12 protein-coding genes and 1 pseudogene are annotated in these 19759 nt (G+C 46.0%); 2 read left to right on the top strand and 11 right to left on the bottom strand.

All coding sequences use genetic code 11. The features are described 5' to 3' along the window. Positions 1-58: 58 nt before the first annotated feature. Positions 59-6772, top strand: coding sequence for a DUF7507 domain-containing protein (locus BP97_RS0124660; RefSeq protein WP_028551517.1), 6714 nt, complete (start codon positions 59-61; stop codon positions 6770-6772). Beyond that, on the top strand, positions 6769-8448 hold the full coding sequence (locus BP97_RS0124655) for a DUF11 domain-containing protein (RefSeq protein WP_028551516.1): 1680 nt from the start codon (positions 6769-6771) through the stop codon (positions 8446-8448). The genes BP97_RS0124660 and BP97_RS0124655 overlap by 4 nt, the downstream gene beginning before the upstream one ends. Before the next feature lie 161 nt (positions 8449-8609). Here the strand turns inward: BP97_RS0124655 and BP97_RS0124650 are convergent, their stop codons facing one another. The 11 genes and pseudogenes from BP97_RS0124650 to BP97_RS0124600 form a co-directional block, all read right to left on the bottom strand. After that, positions 8610-9893, bottom strand: a complete 1284-nt coding sequence (locus BP97_RS0124650) for an MFS transporter (protein WP_028551515.1) — start codon at positions 9891-9893, stop codon at positions 8610-8612. 84 nt (positions 9894-9977) lie between these two features. Next, complete coding sequence (locus tag BP97_RS0124645; protein WP_028551514.1) at positions 9978-10928, bottom strand: phosphoglycerate dehydrogenase; 951 nt, start codon at positions 10926-10928, stop codon at positions 9978-9980. A gap of 40 nt (positions 10929-10968) precedes the next feature. Next, positions 10969-11976 carry a 4-hydroxythreonine-4-phosphate dehydrogenase PdxA gene (pdxA, locus tag BP97_RS0124640; protein ID WP_028551513.1) on the bottom strand — a complete coding sequence of 336 codons (1008 nt, stop codon included), beginning with the start codon at positions 11974-11976 and terminating at the stop codon, positions 10969-10971. Beyond that, entirely contained in the window at positions 11973-13259 is a 1287-nt protein-coding gene (locus tag BP97_RS0124635; RefSeq protein ID WP_028551512.1) for a four-carbon acid sugar kinase family protein, read from the bottom strand. Before BP97_RS0124635 ends, pdxA begins: the two co-directional genes overlap by 4 nt. 45 nt (positions 13260-13304) lie before the next feature. Continuing rightward, positions 13305-14471, bottom strand: a complete 1167-nt coding sequence (locus tag BP97_RS0124630) for an iron-containing alcohol dehydrogenase (protein WP_028551511.1) — start codon at positions 14469-14471, stop codon at positions 13305-13307. Between the two features lie 37 nt (positions 14472-14508). Then, on the bottom strand, positions 14509-15390 hold the full coding sequence (gene dapA / locus BP97_RS0124625; protein WP_028551510.1) for a 4-hydroxy-tetrahydrodipicolinate synthase: 882 nt from the start codon (positions 15388-15390) through the stop codon (positions 14509-14511). A 266-nt stretch (positions 15391-15656) separates the two neighbouring features. Beyond that, positions 15657-17450 (bottom strand): sigma-54-dependent transcriptional regulator, encoded by a 1794-nt coding sequence (locus tag BP97_RS0124620; RefSeq protein ID WP_036746484.1) that lies wholly within the window; start codon positions 17448-17450, stop codon positions 15657-15659. Between the two features lie 244 nt (positions 17451-17694). Next, the gene (locus tag BP97_RS41150; protein WP_231506384.1) at positions 17695-17859 is read right to left on the bottom strand and encodes a hypothetical protein; all 165 of its coding nucleotides are present in this window, start codon (positions 17857-17859) and stop codon (positions 17695-17697) included. Then, positions 17849-18214 carry a class I SAM-dependent methyltransferase gene (locus tag BP97_RS0124610; protein ID WP_028551508.1) on the bottom strand — a complete coding sequence of 122 codons (366 nt, stop codon included), beginning with the start codon at positions 18212-18214 and terminating at the stop codon, positions 17849-17851. Before BP97_RS0124610 ends, BP97_RS41150 begins: the two co-directional genes overlap by 11 nt. Positions 18215-18302: 88 nt before the next feature. Next, positions 18303-18629: pseudogene (locus tag BP97_RS41145) on the bottom strand (low molecular weight protein tyrosine phosphatase family protein). Positions 18630-18682: 53 nt separating this feature from the next. After that, on the bottom strand, positions 18683-19618 hold the full coding sequence (locus BP97_RS0124600) for a phosphotransferase family protein (RefSeq protein WP_028551507.1): 936 nt from the start codon (positions 19616-19618) through the stop codon (positions 18683-18685). Positions 19619-19759 lie beyond the last annotated feature (141 nt).

Here is a 19759-nt window from a genome sequence, read left to right as displayed (position 1 = left end):
GAGAAAAGGTTTCAGCTAAGCTGTACCGGGATCATTACAAATCTTTTACTGTAAGGGGGTGACATCAATTCCTCTTATTGTTCGTGCTACGTTCAATGCAACCGGAGCCATTACGTTCACCGGTAACACATTAGGGTTAAGCCGATCTGATGTTTCAGGAGTGCCAGGTACCCAAGACAGTATTGGCGCGTTCATTACGACGAACACATCCGCCACATTTGGAACTTACCCTAGCGGTACGACAGGTACGTATCAGAGCAATAATTCTTCAGCCATTCTCGTGCTTCCTACCGGGAGCACCGTGTTATATGCGGAGCTGATTTGGGGCGGAACTTATATCAATGGCAATGTAAATCTTACTTCAGCTATCAACAATCCCGTCACTCTGACTACGCCGGCGGGAAGCTTCAGCATTACACCGGATTCAGCGACAAGCAATCAGGTAGATCTAGGCAACGGAGCGTCCGCCTACGTTCGCTCCGCTAACGTAACAACTCTCATATCACAAGGAGGTGCCGGCACCTATACAACGGGAGGCGTCGTAGGCACTATTGTAATTACCGGCGACTCGACTGCCAATCATGCAGGCTGGACGCTCGGCGTCATTTATCAGAACGGGACTCTTCCCTTCCGAAATATGTCCATTCGAGCGGGTGCTGTTCTCGTTCAAGCCACATCTGGTCCTGTATTAACTACATTAACCGGTTTTGCCACGCCACTTTCTGGTTCTCTCGGAGGAAGGGCTTTATTCAGCGCTCAGGAAGGAGATGCAAACCGAACAGGGGATCAGGCATTATTCGGACCTACCTCTGCTTCTTTGGTCGCCTTATCGGGACCTAATAACTTCGCCGCCAACTTCTTTGCTTCACAGATAAATAACGACTCCGGTCAACTGGACACGACAGGTACATTCGGCAATCGCAATCAGACGAATGGCGCTCCTGGAACGAATATTGTAGGGGGACGACAAGGCTGGGATATTACCAATGTGGATGTCTCCGCCAGACTCGTTAACAATCAATCATCCGCTGTTCTAAGCTTGACTACCTCCGGTGATGCTTATGTAGTCAATGGAAATGCCATTCAAGTTGATATCAATGCTCCCAAAATCAATCTCGTCAAAAGTGCCAATGTGTCTGGCGTTATAGTTGGAGATACCATTACCTATACGGTCGTTGTAAACAATACTGGTACTGCCAATGCATCCAGCGTCGTTTTGTCTGATGTACTACCGACGGGATCGACTTTCGTAACCGGCAGCGTCACAGTTGCTGGAGTTGCCCAGCCTACCTATGATATTACAGCTGGTGCTCCATTAGGCACTGTGAACTTAAACAGTTCCATTACCGTCACCTATCGTACTAGAGTAACCTCACTGCCCAGTCCTCAGCAGCTTGTTAACACGGCCAATGCATCCTTCTCCTTTCAAAGCGTTGCCGGCGGTCCTACCATTACTGGAGTCGTTCCTTCTAACTCTTTACCTATCACAGTTTATTCTCCAATCCTTTCGATAACAAAGAGTGGAAGCACAGCTAATGCTACAGTTGGCAGTATAGTGACCTACACATTACAAATTGCTAATACCGGAAATAGCGGTGCTGTAACGACGATAACCGATAACATCCCATCGGGTAGTTCCTTTGTTACCGGCAGCTTTAGAGTCAATGGAGTTGTTGTCAGCGGTGCCAATCCTGTAACAGGAGTAGCTATTGGAACCATTGCAGCAGGGGTATCGTCGACAGTCACGTTCCAGGTGCTAGTCAATTCTTTACCTTCTCCACCCCAGCTTGTAGATCAGGCAATCGCAGCTTACACCTACAACCCACCCGATGGCCGAACTGTTTCGGGGACAGCATCATCGAACACTTTAACTATCCCGGTAAGACTGCCTAGTGTGGGTGTAGTCAAGAGTGTCAGCATACCGGATGCTACAGTTGGAGACACGTTTACCTATACATCGGTCATCTCCAATAACGGTCTCGAGTTAGTCAATAATGTCGTGTTAACGGACGTAATCCCCTCAGGCACAACCTTGGTAGCTGGGAGCGTAACCGTTGGTGGTGTCTCCAAACCGACAGCAAACCCGGGAAGCGGAATAGCCGTGGGCAGCATTGCTGCTGGTAGTTCCTCAACGGTCACATTTCAAGTCACGATTGCATCCCTGCCCAATCCTGCACAGCTAAACAACCAAGCTTCCGTATCGTATACTTCGGGGACTTTTTCTGGAATATCATTATCCAACAGTACGACAACCCCTGTCTACGTGCCGATCATAGGAATGAACAAGAGTGCGAACACCTCAAACGCAACAGTCGGGGATACGATTACTTATACGGTTGTTGTCAACAATACTGGGAATATAGCAGCACAAGTTACGGTTACGGATAATATTCCAACAGGCACATCGTTCATTACTAACAGCGTGACGGTTAATGGCACGGCTAGACCAGGATTTTCTCCTGTTACAGGCATTGCTTTGGGAACTGTAACTCCGGGAACAAGTTTCACGATTACATTCCAGGTTCTTCTTAACTCGGTGCCTTCACCACCGACTATTGTCAATCAGGCTGCAAGCAACTATACATATCAATTACCAAGCGGTAGAAGTCTGTCTGGTTCCAGTACTTCCAATACAGTCAGCATCCCTGCTTCTTCACCTAATGTTACCGTCGCCAAATCCGTAAATTTTACCAGTGCGACTATAAATGACGTATTAACATATACCATCGTCATAACAAACAGCGGAATCTCAGCTGTAAATAATGTCGTAGTCTCGGATCCGATACCATCCGGAGCTGTCTTTGTAGCAGGTAGTGTAACGATCAATGGAATTGCAGCAGCCGGTGCGAATCCTTCCGGGGGTATCTCTATCGGTACGATTAATGCCGGTGCTTCTGTCACTGTAACATTTAAAATCCAGGTCATAGCTCTGGTGAATCCTGCTCAACTTAGCAACAGAGCCAATGTAGGCTTCACCTCAGGCGCCTTTTCGGGAACCTCCCAATCCAGCACCGTTGTCACTCCCGTATATGTACCTATTATCTCTTTGACCAAAAGCGCAAGTACGTCAAACGCAACGGTTGGAGATACATTCAATTACTGGATTCAAGTAAGCAATACAGGCAATATTGCCGCAAATGTCAATGTGACCGACAATATTCCGGACGGAGCAGTATTCGTCGAGAATAGCGTAATCGTTGATAATACGCCGGTCCCGGGAGTTAGTCCGGTTACTGGTATTCTTGTGAGTTCCATTGCACCGGGAGCTACTACAAGCATAAGCTTCGTCGTTACTGTCAATACAATGCCCGCATCACAACAGCTAGTTAATAAAGCTTCTTCAACCTATTCTTATGTCTTGCCGGATTCCAGACAAATTACCGGATCCGCTGTTTCAAATACGATAACCATTCCCGTGTCCTCCCCCAACGTTAGCGTCACGAAGGCTGCCAGCGTCTCTAATGTTGTGACAGGCGACACGCTTACCTTTACCTCAGTTGTAACAAACAATGGAATAACTAATGTTAATAATGTCATTCTCAGTGATGCTATTCCTGTAAATACGAGCTTTATAACCGGAAGCGTAATTGTGAACGGCTCATCTAGGCCAACCGCAAATCCGTCGACCGGCATTCCAATCGGTACCCTGGCACCAGGCGCTGCGGCTACCGTAACATTCGAGGTGAAGATTACAATGCCGATTCCTTCACAGATTAACAATCAGTCGACGGTTAGCTTTACATCCGGTACGTTCTCTGGGTCCTCTTCGTCCAATGTCACAAATACTCCCGTCACTCAACCGCAAATTACCCTTACGAAGAGTGCCAATACTAGCAATGCCACAATTGGCGATACGGTTATTTATACCGTAAATGTCAATAACTCCGGGAACCTTCCGGCAGTCGTTACTTTAACCGATTCAATACCGGCAGGAACGACCTTTAGTCCGAACAGTGTCATAGTCGGCGGTGTTCCTCAGCCAGGCAGCTCACCTGTTACCGGTATACTTGTCGGTTCAGTAGCTCCAGGAGCTAATGTTATCATAACATTTGCCGTTGTTGTTACTTCCTTGCCTACACCCCAACAGCTTAGCAACCAAGCTTTTAGCACTTATACGTACACGACACCTGACGGCCGAGATTTGAACGGTTCAGCCGTGTCAAACATAGTCACTTTACAGGTATCCGCTACGAACGTAACAGTAATCAAAAGCACTCCAACAACGGCAGCCGCGTTTGGAGATACGGTCACCTATACCGTTACAATCAATAATGGCGGTATTGTATTGGTCAATAACGTCCTGCTAAACGATATGACACCTGCGGGCGCCAGCTTCGTTCCGGGCAGCGTAACCATTAACGGCACACCAGCACCCTCAGCTGATCCTAATTCAGGGATAGGCTTAGGTGGAATAGCTCCTTCTTCAACAGTAACGGTTGCATTCAGCGTTGTAGTAAATTCCATTCCAAGTACAGGAGCGTTAAATAACCAAGCCGCAGTTACATTTACATCCGGCGCCTTTTCCGGTATTACTTTCTCGAATACAGTCCTAACCCCCGTCTATCAAGCGATCATCGATGTTGTGAAAAGTGCAAGTACAACCAACGCTACGGTCGGCGATACCGTCACTTATACCTTTGCAGTCAATAACACTGGAAATTATCCAGCGCAAATTACATTAACGGATGCAATCCCTGCTGGTACAACCTTTGTGCCTAACAGCGTAATAGTGAATGGTTCCTCGCTTGCCGGAGCAGATCCGATAACCGGTATCAATGCAGGGAGTGTTGCTGGCGGATCGACCACATCTGTTATGTTCTCAGTTATCATCGAAAGCTTACCCAATCCGCAGCAGCTTGTGAACCAAGGAAATGCGGCTTATTCCTTCACGCTGCCGAACGGTGTCGTTCATACGGGTTCGTCTGCATCCAATACGTTAACAATTCCTGTCTCCTCTCCGAACATAAGTGTTGTCAAGAGCACACTAACAACGGCAACTTACGTTGGAGATATCATTACCTATACAACTATAATGACCAATACAGGCATTGAGACAGTTAGCAATGTTAATTTCACCGACCCGCTTCCTGCTGGAACCGCACTGGTAACCGGTTCTGTCACGGTTGACGGCGTTAGCCGCCCTACCGCAAATCCTGCTACAGGAATCACTATCGGTTCGATTGCTCCGGGAGCCTTTGTAACAGTTGCCTTTAATGTCTCAGTAGCCTTTTTGCCAACGCCTGCCCAATTAAATAATCAATCTTCCGTGAGCTTTACTTCCGGAGTATTCTCTGCTGTGACTTTCTCCAACACGGTGACAACTCCGGTTTATCAACCATCCTTTACTGCAACCAAAAGCTCTAGCACCACTAATGCGACCGTAGGAGATACCGTTGTTTATTCAATTCTATTGAACAATACAGGCAACTATGGCGCATCGGTTACTTTGACCGATACCATCCCTGTTGGAACAACTCTCGTCCCTAATAGTGTCTTATTGAACGGCTCACCGATTCCAGGTGCCGATCCTTCGGCAGGAATCCCATTGGGAGTTATAGATACCACAGCTACAGTGACCTTCTCTGTCATCATTACATCATTGCCTCCAAGCCAGCAATTAACGAACCAAGCATCAGGAAGCTATTCATTCACCCTTCCTGACGGAAGATCATCGGGCGGAACGTTCCTCTCCAATACAACCGTTGTTTCGGTCTCAGCGCCGAATGTGAGTGTAGTTAAAAGCTCGCTTCAGACGGATGCCGTTGTCGGTGACACGGTCATCTACAGCATTGTCACCACAAACAGCGGTATTGAAAATGTTAATAACGTGATTCTTACCGATAATATACCTGTAGGTTCAAGCTTCGTACCGGGAAGTGTTACAGTAAACGGAAGTTCTCGTCCAGCAGCAAGCCCGACTTCAGGGATATCTCTGAATACCATTGCGCCTGGAGCATCAGTTACCGTAACATTCAGTGTCACTGTCAATTCGCTTCCTAATCCTGATCAATTAAGCAACCAAGCCTCTGTCAGCTTTACATCTGGTGCATTCTCAGGTACGACCTTCTCCAATACGCTGATTATCCCTATATACCAGCCAATAATTGCTGTTACGAAAAGTGCCAACACGACTAATGCTACCGTGGGAGATACGATTGTATATACGCTTAATGTGACCAATACAGGCAATCTAGGGGCGAATGTTACTATTACGGACATTATTCCGACTGGAACAGCTCTTGTTCCAAACAGTGTACTCATCAATGGAGTACCACAGCCAGGGGTAGATCCAAGTACCGGTATACCATTAGGTGTCGTTCCTGCAGGAGCAACCGTTAATGTCACGGTAACCCTGGAGGTCACCGTCGAATCCCTTCCATCTCCGCAGCAATTAGTGAATCAGGCAACCGCCAATTACTCCTATTCACCGCCAGATGGTAGAGTTTTAACAGGATCTGTCAATTCCAACGTTCTGGTCATTCCGGTATCAGCACCTAATGTCAATGTGGCTAAGAGCACAAACGCCATTGATGCTGTTGTGGGAGACATTATTACCTACACCGTTGTCGTAACCAACAGCGGCATAGAACCGGTGAATAATGTCGTCATGATTGACCCTGTACCAGTAGGAACTATATTTGTTAACGGAAGCGTTATTGTAGATAATGTTTCCAGGCCAACTGCAAATCCGAACAGCGGCATCCCGATCGGCGCTATTGCTAACGGAGCTTCCTCGACCATTACATTCCAAGTACAGGTAACGACGATATGACGCCCGATGCTATACCGAACCCTCTATTGCAAAATCAATCGTTGGTTCGTTTTCGAAGCGGACAGCTAGAACAAGTAGCCTATTCCAACACCGTTGTAACCCCTTTACTAGGTCCGATTCTTACATTAATGAAATCTTCTGCCGAAACGGAAGCCTCTCTAGGCCAAACTATAGCCTTTCGTATTGATATTAAGAATAAAGGAAACAGAGATGCGCAAGTTACTCTGTACGATACACCGCCTGTGGGTACTTCATTCATATCAAATAGCGTCATCTGCAATGGCGTTCCACTTCCAGGTATAGATCCTGTCACTGGCATCCCTGTCGGAACGGTAAAGATCAACGGGGCCGCTGAAGTTGTTTTTCAAGTTATCGTCGTTTCGATTCCGAACGATTTTCAGCTCAGCAATCAAGCTGAGGCGCGGTATACTTTTGTTACGGAAGACGAGCGAATCGTTGCTGGAGCAGCAACATCTAACACGATTACGATACCTGTCAAAGCTTTTCAAATATCGGCAAGCCTTCTTGCCAGCACCGAGTATACCTTCATTGGGGATAATGTCACCTACGGGGTTACTATTGTAAATGAGGGTTATGAAACGATACATGATCTGCTTATTCGGATGCCCCTTCCTCCAGGTACGCAATTCGTACCAGGCAGTGTTGTTATTGACGGTATTTTTACACCTTCTTATGACCCGGTACAAGGTATTCCAGTAGAAACACTGTTGTCCGGGGCATCCGTATATGTTACTTTTCGGCTGCAAGTAATAGAGCTGCCTCCTACCGCCCAATTGACCAGTCATGCGTTTATTACCTATAGGGTTAGGGAACATTCGTATTCTTTGGAAACCAATTCGGTTACGATCCAAGTTATAGATCCAAGCTTATCCATTGTGAATTCTGTTAATTACGTACGTGCTACAGTTAGCGATACGCTGAAGTATCAAATCATAGTAACCAATAACGGAACCTACGCCGTTAACGCCAGCCTTGCTCTTGCAATTCCTGCTTACACATTGTTCGTGTGGGACAGCATTTACGTGAACGGTGCGCAGTTGAAAGGCGCAGTACCTTCGGAACCGATTCGTCTAGGGCTGATAACAGCTGGGTCTCAAGCCGTGGTTACGTTTGAAGTCAATATTCCATCCATAGACACCCCAAACATACCACCCCTTACGAATCAGACAAAAGTATTTTATACGTATCGGCTGCCGGATGGACGCGTTGTGCAAAACGCAGCTGCTTCCAATACTGTTGCAACAGAGCTTGTGGTTCCCATCATACAGCTTCATGCCGAAGTAGAACCACAAATTGTTGAGGTTGGAGATACAGCTGATTGCAAAGTACTTGCAGCTAATGTAGGAAATTGGCCAGCGGATATTTTCTTTACACAATATATCCCTAAAGGAACAACGTACAAGGAGGGAAGTCTGCGAATCATTGGAAGTTCATTACATCCTGAAATAAATAATGGGGTTGTCTCTCTTGGACCATTACAGCCTAATAATACCTTTATTGTGTTTTATTCGATTAGAGTGGATGAAGACGACCGACTTCATCAGCTGAAGCTTTATATTGTTGCACGCTACGAATATGATTTGGATGGAAGAGCATATTCAGGTGAAGTTCGATCCAATGTAGTTACCATCATCGTTGAAGATAGGGATGAATAGCAACAACCTCCAATTCCACCTGGTGTGGTATTGGAGGCTGTTTGTTTTTTCAGTTGCTGAGTGGTTACCATGTCCTGCAGCTTAAGGAAATCAGAAGAGATATTCCCTTCTAGGGGACCCCGCCTCCTCCCAGCTTGCCATCTTCTGAGGAACAGACAGCTTTAGTTTTCAATTTTAATCGGTTTCACTTTTCCTAGCAAAAACAAGTAATTCAAAATTCCAATGACGATCAGTGCTGCTGAAAACAGTAGAGCTGGAACAAAGGAGCCGTAGGTCGCAACGAAAAATCCGGTAATGATCGGACCTACTACTCCGCCCATATTAGATACTGTATTCTGCATACCTGCCACGACAGATGTCATATTCTTCGGAGCCACATCACTAGGCAGTGCCCAAACTTGTGACGCGGCCACCGTCGTGCCCGACTTGGCAATACATAGAAGCACTACGGCCAGTACTGCCGAGTGGGCAAATGCTGCGAACCCTATACACGATGCCATTAGAAGCCCGATGACAAGGAACAGTTTGCGCGTTGCTGTAAGCGATAATAGCCCTTTGGCATAGATGCGGTCAGATAGCCAACCGGCAATGACCTCGACAACCATTGCACATAACAGCGGCAGGGAAGCCATGAAGCCCATCTCAATCAGGCTCATGCCTCTTTCCTTAACCAAATAAGTCGGAAGCCATGTAATAAAGAAGTAAGAGTTGTAGTTGATCATGAAGAAGCCGATACACATCGCCCAAATGTTACGGTACTTAAGCAGCTGATACCATTTCATCGGCTGTTCGGTATCCAACCCTTCTCGTTTGGATTGTCCTTCACGAATGTACTTCAGCTCTGCTTCATTGACTCCTTTATGCTCCTCTGGCGTTTCCTTGAAGTATAAAATCCAGACAATCGCCCATATAATACCGAGCAGACCTATAATTAAAAAAGTCATTTTCCAATCGAACTTGGCAATTAGCCAAACAATCAGCGGCATCGCGATGGCTCCACCGAATTTGGATCCGCTGTCAAATATCCCGGCTACCGTCGCCCGCTCCTTGTCCGGGAACCATTTGGAGGAAATGCCTGCATTGCTCGGATAAGCGGCAGCTTCTCCGACGCCGAGGGCGACGCGGAAGCCAAGAATGGACTTGAATCCGGTCGCAAGGCCGGTTACTGCTGTAGAAAGCGACCACCAGGCAACGGCAAAGCCGAGTGTTTTCTTCTGTCCAATACGGTCTGCTACCCACCCGGAAGGAACTTGCAGCAGTGCATAGGACCAGAAGAAGCCGGATAATACAACGCCCATTTGAGCTGCATTCAGTCCAAATTCTTTAGTAATATACGGCGCTGCCGCCGAGAGTACTGTTCTATCTATATAATTGATAGCAATTGCTGCCCACATAAGAATGGCGACGATCCAGCGCACATTGGTTTTCTTAGTCAGAGTTTGCAAGATATATCTCTCCGTCTCTCAATGATGTAGTTGAAAATGATTCATTCAATGAATTCATGGCAACTTATTGAAATCGCTTTATTATTACAAGCCGTTCATGATGTGATCTGGTCTTTGCTCATTTATAAGGACTTTCACGATATTGTGCACGCAAGTCATGCCGAGAGTGTTTACCGCACCACTCGTATAACCGGCAATATGAGGTAAAGAAATAAAATTAGGAAGTGCGAATAACGGATGCTCCTTCAACGGCTCTTGCTCGAATACATCCAATGCTGCTCCTGCAATCGTTCCCTTCGTCAACGCTTCATACAGAGCATTCTCTTCGACGATACCACCTCTGGCAGCATTGATCAAATAAGCGCTTTCTTTCATGAGCTTCAATTGATCAGCACCAATAAAATGCTTTGTTTCTTCTGTCAGGGCGATATGTAGCGTTACGAAGTCGCTGCGGCTTAGCAGCTCGTCCAACGATACGAAGGAAACTCCATGCTGTTCTGCGAATGTATGGTCCGGGTATGGATCATAAGCTAATATTTCCATATCGAAGCCGCCCGCTCTTCTAGCGACCTCCTTACCGATGCTGCCTAGTCCGATAATACCAACGGTCTTATTATAAACATCAGAGCCGAAGATCCGAGGCCACTCTCCCTTCTTCGTCAGTTCATTCGCCAGCGGAATTTGTCTCGCTAGCGATAACATTAGAGCAAAGGCAAAGTCAGCCACCGCATGCTTATTCGCATTCGGAACATTAGTAATCCATACCTTATGATCCTTCGCAGCCTTCAGATCAATATTGTCCACACCGACGCCGTGTTTGCAAACTAGTTTCAAACGGGGCGCATTTACAAGAACCTTCTCTGATATTTCGTTAAAAGCAACAATAGCGGCATCTGCATCTTGAATACTGGCAATAAACGCCTCTTCCGTAATGTCGGCAGGTAGATTCACTAATTGGATGCCGTGCTTCTCCAAATACTCAATAGGCTCCTTGGAGTATTTGGCGAAGGACGGCGATGTCGATACAACTTTCATAGTGGTAGCTCTCCTTCATGTTGTCTGTAGTCTTGCTTAGTTAACGCGATTTTTCAGCTTTCGGCGCCAAATCCGCTCCGGATTGAATAGCTGCGAGCATGCTGCGTTCATCGGCAATATTTTTCCCTGCAATATCAAATGCTGTTCCGTGATCAACCGAAGTGCGTACGATACCACCCTTCAAGCCGACCGTAATATTGACGCCCTCTTCGAGTCCGAGCACCTTAATCGGAACATGACCTTGATCATGATAGCAAGCAACAACGATATCAAAATCTTTGCGAACAGCTCGGAAAAACAACGTATCCGCTGGGTAAGGACCTGTAACATGAATGCCTTCAGCCGCTGCTTTCTCTATGCCCGGAATCAGCTTCTCCTCTTCCTCACCGTTGCCAAAGAGTCCGTTCTCTCCCGCATGCGGGTTAATACCGCAAACTGCAATACGCGGATTATTGTATCCTGCACGGCTCAGCGTCTCATGCGCCAGCTTGATGACCTTATATGTACGCTCTGGGTTAATCGTCTCGATTGCTTTGATCAAGCCTACATGTGTAGTCAAATGAATGACCTTAAGCTTAGGTGAGGAAAGCATCATGGAGTAGTCCTCGGTACCGGTCAAATCGGCTAAAATCTCGGTATGTCCCGGATACAAATGTCCGCCTTTTTGCAGCGCTTCCTTGTTCAATGGTGCAGTGCATATGGCCTGTATCTCCTGCTCTTTGGCCAAATCGACTGCTTTCTTTAAATATTGGAATGCCGCGTCACCTGCTTGTGGTGACATGACACCGAATGGCAAATCTGCTGGCAGCAGATTCATATCAAGGCAGTCGACCGTGCCGTGTACATATCTCCCATGACAAACCTGCTCTATACGGTTGAGCTGTACCGCCGCGCCTGTAACTTGAATGGCACGCTGCAAAATTCCATAATCACCGATGACCACCGGACGGCAAATGTCATAGACGGATGCGTGTCCAAGCGCTTTCACAATAACCTCAGGACCGATGCCTGCCGCATCTCCCATCGTAATTCCAATATTAGGCTTCATAGTTCTCCTCCTTGCAGCTTACGCGCTGCTTTGATCATAGCCGACGGTGAGCCGAAATTTCCTGCTTTGGTTACTGCGTAGATGTCTTTGCCTGGCTTGCGGACAATTCCAAGAGGAATGCCCGGCTCTACTTCATCCAACAGATGAAATTCGTCCACCTTCAGCTGCTGAAATACTTGGCGTGCGGTATCTCCACCTGTCAGGAACAAATTACGCAGATCAAATTGTTCTGTAAGCATAACAGCCCACTCGCCAAGAACCTGAGAAATTCGATTGCTGATTTCCACGAGGCTGAAGCCTAGCTCCTGCCCCAGCTGCTGTGTTTGTGACACTTCATTAGATGAATACAGCACTATATGGCGACCCGCTTTCACTGCTGATTTCGCCTCCAGAAGTACGCGACTCCACTCCATTTGTTTGGGAGCTCCCTTCTGGATAATTTCCTGCGAGCGAATCTCAATGCCAGCCATATCCGGTTCAATAAGCAGCTTCTGCAGCTGCTTGCGGCCGATAGCGCTTACGCTTCCCACAACAAGCAGGACGGGCGTTCCATGCGCTGGTATTGTTACCCGCTTCGATTCCGAGTCGAAGCCATAGGCGAGCGGCAGTACATTCATTAATCCCGCTGAGCCTACCCAAATGATAGACTTTCCGGTTTGTTTCATTTGCCGGACAAGCCGTTCCAGATCGGAAGGTTCAGTGGAATCCGCAGCCACATAAATAATGCCTTGTGCTTGCATCGCAGCCAGCTTGCTAGCCATAACTTCAGAAGTTTCCAAAAGATCGTCGCGAGACAAAAGCCCGACTTCTCTACCCGCTTGCTCTTGGATGAGCCGCGTGATGAGTGAGTCACGGACCGGAGTCTTGGGGTCTCTCGCCACTTCTGTTTCATGAAGCGGCTTGCCGTCCAAGTACATAATCCCTTTCTCGACGATTCTCCCGTTCTGGGGGAAGCCGGGGGCAATGATGACAAAGTCCGGGCGGAATACATCATATACTGCGTTGATCTCTTGCCCGATGTTTCCTCTCATAGTAGAATCGATCTTCTTATAAATGATATCGAACGGCTCTGACTGAAGTGATTCACACGCTTCCTTCACTCTGCGGTATGCTTCTTCCGCTGTCACAGATCGGCTATCCGTATCGATGATGACGGCATCCTTGCTTCGCAAGCCATCTGCTTGCGGCTCCAGAATGACCGAGACGTCAAAGCCATAGCGGATCAGCTGACCTCCGCAATCACTCGCGCCTGTCAAATCATCCGAAATAACGGATATTCTCATGCACATCCCCCCTTTGTCCATTGAAAAGCTGCTGCAAACTGCAATTTAGGTAAGCAATTTGCGATAAATCATTTCCATATCCTGCAGACTGACTGCCTTCGGATTATTATTCAGCAGCCGAGTCACTTTGGAAGCCGAAATGGCCAGTTCCGGTACGTCCTGCTGCTGAACTCCAAAGCTGCTCAAGTCTTGAGGAATTTCGAGAATTTTCGTCCATTCGACGATACGCTCGACGACTTTGACAGCTGCCTGAGCAGAAGTCATTCCCTGTACCTGAATTCCCATCGGTTCGGCAACCTGATATAGACGGTCTTCAATCGCGTCCATATTGAATTCCATGACATGTGGTAGCAGCATGGAATTGGCAACACCATGAGCAATTTTGAATTTGCCCCCAAGCGGATAAGCCAAGGCATGTACAGCTGCGGTGCCTGCACCTGTCAAAGCCATCCCTCCGTACATAGAGCCGAACAGCATTTTCTCTCTTGCTTCTACGGATGAGCCGTTCTGATATGCTTCCACGATGCTGGCAGAGATCAGACGAATCGATTCCAATGCGAACATATCGCTGATCGGATTGGCTTTATTGGAGATAAAGGATTCCAAAGAATGTGTGAATGCATCCATCCCCGTAGCCGCTGTAATCGGCTTGGGCAGTCCGAGTGTCAGCATCGGATCGATGAAGACAACCTTTGGAAGCATATGCTTGCTGACTATGCCCACCTTCAGCTCTTCATCCGGCAAGGTGACGATGGCATTCGGAGTGACCTCCGCGCCCGTACCGGAAGTGGTTGGGATGAGAATAGTCGGAATGCCCGGCTTCTTGACCAAATCCGTTCCAAGCAGTTCACGAATGGAGTTATCGTTCGTTGTTAACACGGATAGGATTTTAGTCGTGTCAAGCACACTTCCCCCGCCAAGCCCGATCAAGGCATCGTAAGACTCTCCTGCCATGTTTGCAAATACTTGCTCAATATTTTCAACTGTCGGTTCAGGCAAGATGCTCGTATTCACATCCGCCTTCACGCCATTGGCTGCTAGTTGGCTGACCAGTGCATCGACGAAGCCCAGTGATTTAATCGAAGGCTGCGTAATAATAAGCACCGACTTCACATCAACTCCGGTCAAGTGTAAATGCTCTCCCACGGTTTGCAGTGAATTTCGTCCTGCGACAATATGATCTGCGGTTTGAAATTGGTATAAAGCTTGCATAGATTCAACCCCTTGAATTTTGTATAGATGAGTCCATTCAATTTTGGAGATAAGAATTAACCATATCCTGCACCTTGTTCAATGCTTCTCCTGATACGACAGACACAGGCGATTTGGGAGGTCCAACCGGAATCCCATACAGCTCCACCGCTTTTTTAAGCACCGATGGAAGAGTCCCTAAAGCAAACGTATCGCGAAGCATTTGCAGCTTATCTTGCGCTATCTGTGCTTCTTCGATGTTGCCGTTCTTCCAGTGGTTGTAGATAGAAACAACCGTTTCAGGAAGCATGTTGGCTGTTGCTGCAACCGCACCCACACCGCCTGCAAGTAGAGTTTTTAGAATCAATGAGTCCGTACCAGCAAAAACCGTAAACGCTTCACCTTTCGTTGCACGAATATAATTCTCAATGTTGGCAAAGTTACCGCTGCTGTCTTTAATACCGATGATATTAGGAATCTTAGCCAGTACTGCTGCTGTATCTGGCTCCAAATTGACTCCAGTTCTTGAAGGAATGTTGTACAAAACGATGGGCAGGCTCGTTGATTCAGCAATCTTCGTGTAATGAACAATGAGTTCTTCTTGTGAAGGCGCTATGAAAAACGGTGTAATAATCGAAAGTGCATCCGCTCCCAATTGCTCTACCTGTCTGGAAAGCTCGATTACTTCTTCCGTCGTTCCTCCACCTGTTCCTACAATGACAGGTACCCTCCCGTTGACTTCCTTTATAACGATCCGAGCCACGGTCAACTTCTCGTCCCTAGATAGCAAATGGAATTCACCATTCGTTCCAAGAATAAAAATTCCATGAACCCCGGATTCTACAAGCCGATTGGTTAGCTGACGCAAAACAGGTTCGTTCACCTTTTGCTCTTCAGTCAATGGTGTTAGCATAGCAGGAATAATTCCTTTTAATTCCACAAAAAAACCTCCTTCTACTTCTCGCTCAATTGTGTTTCATTATTTAACACCATTAATTATCATACGATCTCACTCCATGAATTATAGACAATATAGTTCGAATTATCAACACTAATATTTAATTTCTCTACATTTTTTAACTATTGCTGCATATTGAAACAAATTACGTTGCGTTTTGCAACAAAAAAACCTATAACCAACTGTCGGATTTCAAATCCGGGCTGATCATAGGGTCTCTTTATTGATTATCCTTTTCCTACAAATGATTATGTTGAATCTTTCAAAATTCTCCATAGCGTCGAGCGGTTGATGCCTAGTCTTTTGGCAGCACGGGACTGATTCATGTTCTCCTCTTGAAGCACCAGCTGAATAATATCTTTTTGGATACTTTGTAAAGGCTGATCAAGATTAAGTGTTCTAGTACCACCTGCCGCGCTATGCTCGGATTTTTGTTTTTCCAGACTTGAGAGCATCTCTTCTTCGATATATTCGCCTTCCGCTGATTTCACCAGCTCTTTGACCGTATCACGCAGCTCGATCAAATTCCCTTTCCATGGGAATTCATAGAGTGCTGCTTGTGCTTTCGGACGGATACCGACGATCTGTTTGCCGTACTTCTCATTATTTTCGGAAATGAAAATACGGATAAGCTCATCCAGCTCTTGTAGATTGCTGCGAAGCGGCTTCATTTCAATGATCGCCCCTGTCATCAGTGCGAACAGCTCAGGCTCCAATAATCCTTCCTCCCTTAGCTGATCAGGGGATTTGTCAAAGGAGAAGATCAAAAACGCCGCGCTTTTGATGACTAGCTCCGCAACTCTTCTTTGATATTTGGGCGAAAACCGCTCCACTCCACGCAAATATACCATACCGCCCTGCTGCGTCTCTTCCAGCAGATGCTTCAGATGCAAGAAAGCCTCTTCGGTGCCGCGTGTTACAACCACCTCGAGTAGCTCCTCTTCTTCCGGACGAAGCTGCTGCCACAGAGAACCCGCAAGAATCCGTTTACCCGTTCCCTGCTCTCCATATACAGTAACAGGTTCATGCTTACTAAGAATCCCCACCGCAGATGTCAAAGCTATCTGGAAATCAGCCCGCGCCCGAATAAGATGTGGGAACGTGCCGATAAATGGCTCCAGACGCTGAACCTGAATGTCATTCTCGCTGTCCGTCACCGGTCGCAAATACAAATTGTAAAGCGATGGTTCGAGCTCCGCTAATCCGGGAACAGCCATCAATTTATGACGGAACGTCGAATCATACAATTCAAATGAAGAGGTTGGTTCTCCCTTTACACTCGATTTGCGCAGCAAGTCCATGAGTTGAGGAAACCGCTGTCGCAACACTAAACCTGCATCTTGATCGGATCGCACGCCCAGAATTTCCTGGAAAACTGCATTCGCATAACGCAGTCCGCCATCCACCTGTATGCTGGCCATCCCACATTCGGTCCCTTGAGCGAGTGTGCTTAACATCAGCCAATCGGACTTATACCGCCCGATAGCTTGGCACATATTTCTTGCATTCTCAAACGCCTCCAGTACAGACTCTTTACCGGATGTAATAAGGATCCCCTGAAGTCCCTGCTCCTTCGCCAGCCGTACTGTATTCGAACCACCGACAATAACGAGGGCTCCTTTCTTTCTCGCCTTTTCCAGTGCTTCGTTCACTTCGTCCTGTTCATGGATGATTGTATACGGAATATACACATCAAGCAGACGCGATACAGCGACAACCGCTTCAATAATGTTTGGGAAGCCTATCATTTCAATGGGTGTCTTGTATTCTTTAAGCAGTGTAATAAGCCGCAAAATATCAAATCCGGAAATCTTGATCTCTACAACAGGCAGCGAGCAATGGTCCCGGATGAGCTTGGCCGTTCCTCCACGGCTTATAACAACATCGTAGCCTTCCTCTTCATATTGACGGACAGGCAATGGCTCTGATATATCACCTTGAACAATAGTTATGTCAAAATCATCCAACTGATCGATAAGACTGGAGGTCAGCTCCACCAATCCCCGGTAAGGTGCAATCACCAATGCCTTCATTTTTTTCATAAAATACTCCCTTTTATCTAGCAACTGCCAAAACTATCATAAGAATATAGAAAGTTCAACAGTACCTCGAAAGGTAGACCGTCCTTCCACGATATACATTCATTATGATTTATTTTCGGTCATATTATAGATAAATATACTGATCCCTACCTATAGTGTCAATTTAGGTAGCGTTTTGCAACGTTCTTGCATGTTCTAGAGGGAGTTATCTAGTTCATACGGATTGGAGGAATGTGTAGAATGTTCATTTCATTGCTTTAATCGATAACCATTGAGGAATGGCTGCCGTGGGGTTTATTTCCCAATTGCACAATGCATCAAGCTCTTCCTTTGACCTTATGTCTTCTTCACCGCTCGACTCATCAATCCAAAATGTACCATCTTCCGCATACATCTCTTCAAATGGCATTAAGATTATTTATCCATACATGAACACCATTCGAAGTGTAAACAAAATCATATTTACCACTGTCTATTTTGTCTAGCTTCATCGTATCGTCACAGATAAATTCAATATCCCATCCATGTTTATGTGCTATGTTCGCTGAGTTTTCCAGCTGCCTTTCTGAGATGTCGCAGGATGTTACTTTTGCCCCCATCAAATGAAAAGCAAAAACAGCATGGTTATCTCCACTGGAAGGAACACAAATTCGTTTGCCGTGTAAGTCTGGAAATGCTTCTTGGATCATCAAATACGTGGTAGGATGAAATGCGGATTCAGGACGGGTAATTATTTTTGCAATTGCTTCTTCTGTTCGATACATTTGATACCATGTCTCAGACCATTGGTTCCAACTGTTTTTGATATATTAGTATGATTATCCATGATTCATTGCCTCCTTCAATTTACGTCTAGTCCTGAACCAAGTACTCCTCTACTCTAGATTCAAGTATGTCAATTAGTTCATCGTCCATGAATTTATAATCATCAGGTATGTGTAAGCATATCACTCGTTTGCTCTTCAACTCCGTTCTGAATTTTTCCTCAAGCCTTTTTAAATGTTTTTTCTCCATCACAAAAATCATGTCCGCCCACCCTATATGACCGTGGGTTACACGAACTCTGGCGTTCTCTTCCGTACCAGCCGATCTAACTTCATGGCCATTTCGTCAGTTAAATATTTTTTCAGCTGTCAAGCATCTCCATTTGTTCCGACTGCAAATAAACAATAATTGAATATTAATCACTTCCTGTACTACATATTGTCGCTTTCATTATTTTCATTGAACTATTATTTAGTCGGAAAAGATAACAATTGATTACGCACCCGGTCATAATCACTGCGTCGGTTAGCTTTCGCATAAAATCTCATTGCATCCAATCCGCCAAAATAATGACATCCCAAGAGCCTTTCTTCCAAGCTTTCTAAAGGGAACCCCAACTGCTCATAAGTTTCCAGAAAACGATCTCGAAGTCCACTGTTATTGAGCGGACTGATCCAGCCTGCTAAATCTTTTACAAAATCGCCATACATGAAATTGCCATCAATAAGTCCTACTATCTTGCCATCATTTACGATAATATTGCTTTCATGACAGTCATTATGGAGGATATAACGATAAGGAGCATTATACTCAATATAGTGCAGCATCCTGTCATAGCATTCTTCAAATACATCCCTTTCAAGGAAGCTCGTTTCAAATAATTCCGTCCAGCCTTCCCAGAAACCTTGCTGTTCGGGTAGGTAAAAAGAACGCGCGAAGTGTTCCCACGTAGTAAATTCTCCATCACCTGTTAAGGTCAGCCATCCATAACCTTTTGACGAGCTTACGTCTACTCGATGCATGCGAGACAAAATAGGTATTAATTCTTGCTTAAGGTGATTTTTCTCCTCTTTGTCGAGCTCGGATAATGTCGTTCCATCCAATCTTTCTGCAATCTGGTAATTCATTTCACCATACTCTCCGGCATCTATGTTGAAAGCTAACGGTGCTCCCCCTCTTACGAATTGGTTCAATATATATTGTTTGCTTTGCACATCATGTAAGGTATCCCCTTGTTTGTGACCAACCCGCAACACATATCCCTTACCATCGCAATTGAAAGAAAACACCCGATTGATGTTTCCACCCTTGTACTCAGTAACTTCCTCTATGGCGCCATTCATACTAAGCTTAATTAGCTTAACCGCTTCTTGAATACTCATTTCAGGTTTAAAATGATTCATTTATGCTCTCACCCTTTAACTATTTGTTGAGACTTCAGCAAATGAACGTGGGCCTTACGTATGACTATACCACACCAAGAAATGTTAAAAAATGGATACTTTGTCTATAATCAAAGGTTCCTCAGGCGACAGTATGACGTT

The sequence above is a fragment of the Paenibacillus sp. UNC451MF genome, assembly GCF_000686845.1.
GTDB lineage: Bacteria > Bacillota > Bacilli > Paenibacillales > NBRC-103111 > Paenibacillus_S.
The sequence above is the reverse complement of the archived record's forward strand: the minus strand, read 5'-3'. Positions and strand labels throughout refer to the sequence as shown.

Excerpts from the sequence above, each read along its gene's own strand:
- BP97_RS0124655 (WP_028551516.1), top strand. The coding sequence starts at position 6,769 with ATGACGCCCGATGCTATACCGAACCCTCTATTGCAAAATCAATCGTTG.
- BP97_RS0124645 (WP_028551514.1), bottom strand. The coding sequence starts at position 10,928 with ATGAAAGTTGTATCGACATCGCCGTCCTTCGCCAAATACTCCAAGGAG.
- pdxA (WP_028551513.1), bottom strand. The coding sequence starts at position 11,976 with ATGAAGCCTAATATTGGAATTACGATGGGAGATGCGGCAGGCATCGGT.
- BP97_RS0124635 (WP_028551512.1), bottom strand. The coding sequence starts at position 13,259 with ATGAGAATATCCGTTATTTCGGATGATTTGACAGGCGCGAGTGATTGC.
- BP97_RS0124630 (WP_028551511.1), bottom strand. The coding sequence starts at position 14,471 with ATGCAAGCTTTATACCAATTTCAAACCGCAGATCATATTGTCGCAGGA.
- BP97_RS0124620 (WP_036746484.1), bottom strand. The coding sequence starts at position 17,450 with ATGAAAAAAATGAAGGCATTGGTGATTGCACCTTACCGGGGATTGGTG.
- BP97_RS41150 (WP_231506384.1), bottom strand. The coding sequence starts at position 17,859 with ATGCCATTTGAAGAGATGTATGCGGAAGATGGTACATTTTGGATTGAT.
- BP97_RS0124610 (WP_028551508.1), bottom strand. The coding sequence starts at position 18,214 with ATGTATCGAACAGAAGAAGCAATTGCAAAAATAATTACCCGTCCTGAA.
- BP97_RS0124600 (WP_028551507.1), bottom strand. The coding sequence starts at position 19,618 with ATGAATCATTTTAAACCTGAAATGAGTATTCAAGAAGCGGTTAAGCTA.